The following is a 2,355-nucleotide window of genomic DNA, read 5'->3' as shown; positions in this document are numbered from 1 at the left end:
ATTTTGTTTGCTTCAGATGTTGCAGTTTGGAATATCGCCATTCAGGAATCGAGTGCGACGCAGGCTTCGCTTTTGACAAATTTATCACCAGTGTGGGTTGGTATTGGTTCTTTCTTTTTTCTAAAAACAAAACCTGCCACTAATTTTTGGATTGGTACAATTGTTTCTTTATTCGGAATGGTAACTTTAGTCGGTTTTGAATTTTTTATCGATTTAAACTTCGATCAGGCATTTCTATTTGCGGTTTTGTCTGGAATTCTATATTCGATTTATCTTTTAGTTAGCAAAAATGTGCTTTCTACTGTTGATGTTCTTTCGTTTATGACGATCAGTTTAATGGCTTCTAGCATTTATTTAGGAATTTTGTGTTACTCACTAGGCGAACCATTCACTGGTTTTTCTGATGCCGGCTGGTTTGTTTTGGTACTTCAAGCTGTAATTTGTCAATTGTGTGCTTGGCTTTCTATTAGTTATGCCACTCAGCACATGCGCGCAACGAGAGTTTCACTAAGTTTATTGAGTCAAGCTGTAATTACCTCAATTTTAGCTTGGTTGTTTTTGGAAGAACAAATAACTTTACAGATGGTTTTCGGCGGAATCATTCTGCTTTTCGGAATCCGAATTACGTTTTACGATAAAACGATTTCTTTGAAAGAGCTTTTTTCTAAGAATTAAGAAAAAGGTTTCACGCAGATTCAGCAGATTTGAACAAATTCTAAAAATCATTTTAATCTCATAATCTGTGGCTAAAAAATTAGTTTAATTCGTGAATTCGTGGCTAAAAAAAATCTCACGCAGATTCAACAGATATAAGCAGATTTTAAAAAATCATTTTAATCTTAAGAATGTGTGGCAAAAAAATTAGTGCAATNNAAAACGATTTCTTTGAAAGGGCTATTTTGTAAAAATCAAATATAAATAATGAGATATAATTACTTAGAAGGTTTGAGAGGATATATGGCACTTTGGGTATTTTTTTACCATGCATCTGGTTTTCTTCCTCAAGCGAAAACACAAAATAAATTTCTAAGCTTTTTTTTCGACGGTTCTCTTCCTGTCATCATTTTCATTATTCTTAGTGGTTTTGTAACACATTTACTACTTCAAAAAAATGAAACTTATTTTTTTTATTTAAAAAGAAGAGCTCTAAGACTGTTTCCAATTTATTTAATTTGTTTACTGATTTCACTATTGCTATTAAAATTTTCTCTGCATACGCTAGAGCAAATACCTTTTGAAGGTTCGAAAATATATGGACGAATTAAACTAATTGAAACCTATTATAATTCTAATAAAACATTAAATATACTTAGTCACTTAACCCTATCACACGGCCTATTTCCTGAAAGTAGATTCCCTTTTACTTATACAATAATGGGACAATCATGGAGTTTAACCTTAGAATGGCAGTTTTATATTTTAATCCCTTTTTTATATTATTTTCTAAATAAGAAAAAAGTAATCCAAAATGGTCTAATAATAGTGCTGTTTATTCTCATAATGTTATTTTCAAAAAATCAAATGACACAGCCGTCTTTTTTACCGAACATGATTATATTTTTTTTAATAGGCTATTTTTCGATGCCACTCTTTAAAAAATTTGAATCCTCGAATAATAAATATATTTTTATATTCTTAGGCACTATTGCTTTAATTTATTGTTTCAAAAATTGGATGATTAGCTGTTTAATACTAATTTGGGGAATCACTCTATATTTTCAAAAATACAAAAACAGCTTTTTTGATATTCTTTTTGGAGGCAGAATTATTCAGTTTTTAGGAAAAATATCTTATTCGATTTATTGTGTACACATGATAGTTTTAATAATTTTAATTAATATTTTACAAGAACTGGGAATAAATTCTATTTTAATTTTCTCAACATCTGTTCTATTTGGAGGTGCATTTTTCACAATATTAATTTCTTATTTAACATATACGTATATTGAATTATATTTTATAAAACTTGGTAGAGCAGAATACAATTCAAATATTGCAATAAAGATTAATCGCTATTCAAAAGATTAATAAGTTATTTTTTGGAAGAACAAATAACTTTACAGATGGTTTTCGGCGGAATCATTCTGCTTTTCGGAATTCGAATTACTTTTTACGATAAAACGATTTCTTTGAAAGAGCTTTTTTCTAAGAATTAAGAAAAAGGTTTCACGCAGATTCAACAGATTTAAGCAGATTTTAAAAAATCATTTTAATCTTAATAATCTGTGGCAAAAAAAATTAGTGCAATTCGAGTAATTCGTTGCTAAAAAAATCTCTCGCAGATTTGGCAGATTGAACAGATTTTTAAAAATCATTTTAATCTTAATAATCCGTGGCAAAAAAAATTAGTGCAAT

2 protein-coding genes and 1 pseudogene are annotated in these 2,355 nt (G+C 29.0%); all 3 read left to right on the top strand.

Features of this window, described 5'->3' with window-relative positions:
• Positions 1-675 (top strand): DMT family transporter (locus B3J44_RS20765; protein WP_286971195.1); only part of this gene is annotated, 675 nt, incomplete at its 5' end.
• Between the two features lie 246 nt (positions 676-921).
• Positions 922-2,028 carry an acyltransferase family protein gene (locus B3J44_RS20760; RefSeq protein ID WP_286971194.1) on the top strand — a complete coding sequence of 369 codons (1,107 nt, stop codon included), beginning with the start codon at positions 922-924 and terminating at the stop codon, positions 2,026-2,028.
• A gap of 8 nt (positions 2,029-2,036) precedes the next feature.
• A pseudogene (locus B3J44_RS20755) lies at positions 2,037-2,156 on the top strand (EamA/RhaT family transporter); the annotation flags it as partial.
• Positions 2,157-2,355: the final 199 nt, after the last annotated feature.

The sequence above is a fragment of the Flavobacterium sp. UBA4854 genome (genome assembly GCF_002399805.1).
Classification (GTDB): Bacteria; Bacteroidota; Bacteroidia; order Flavobacteriales; family Flavobacteriaceae; genus Flavobacterium; species Flavobacterium ginsengisoli.
The sequence above is the reverse complement of the archived record's forward strand: the minus strand, read 5'-3'. Positions and strand labels throughout refer to the sequence as shown.

Excerpts from the sequence above, each read along its gene's own strand:
- B3J44_RS20760 (WP_286971194.1), top strand. The coding sequence starts at position 922 with ATGAGATATAATTACTTAGAAGGTTTGAGAGGATATATGGCACTTTGG.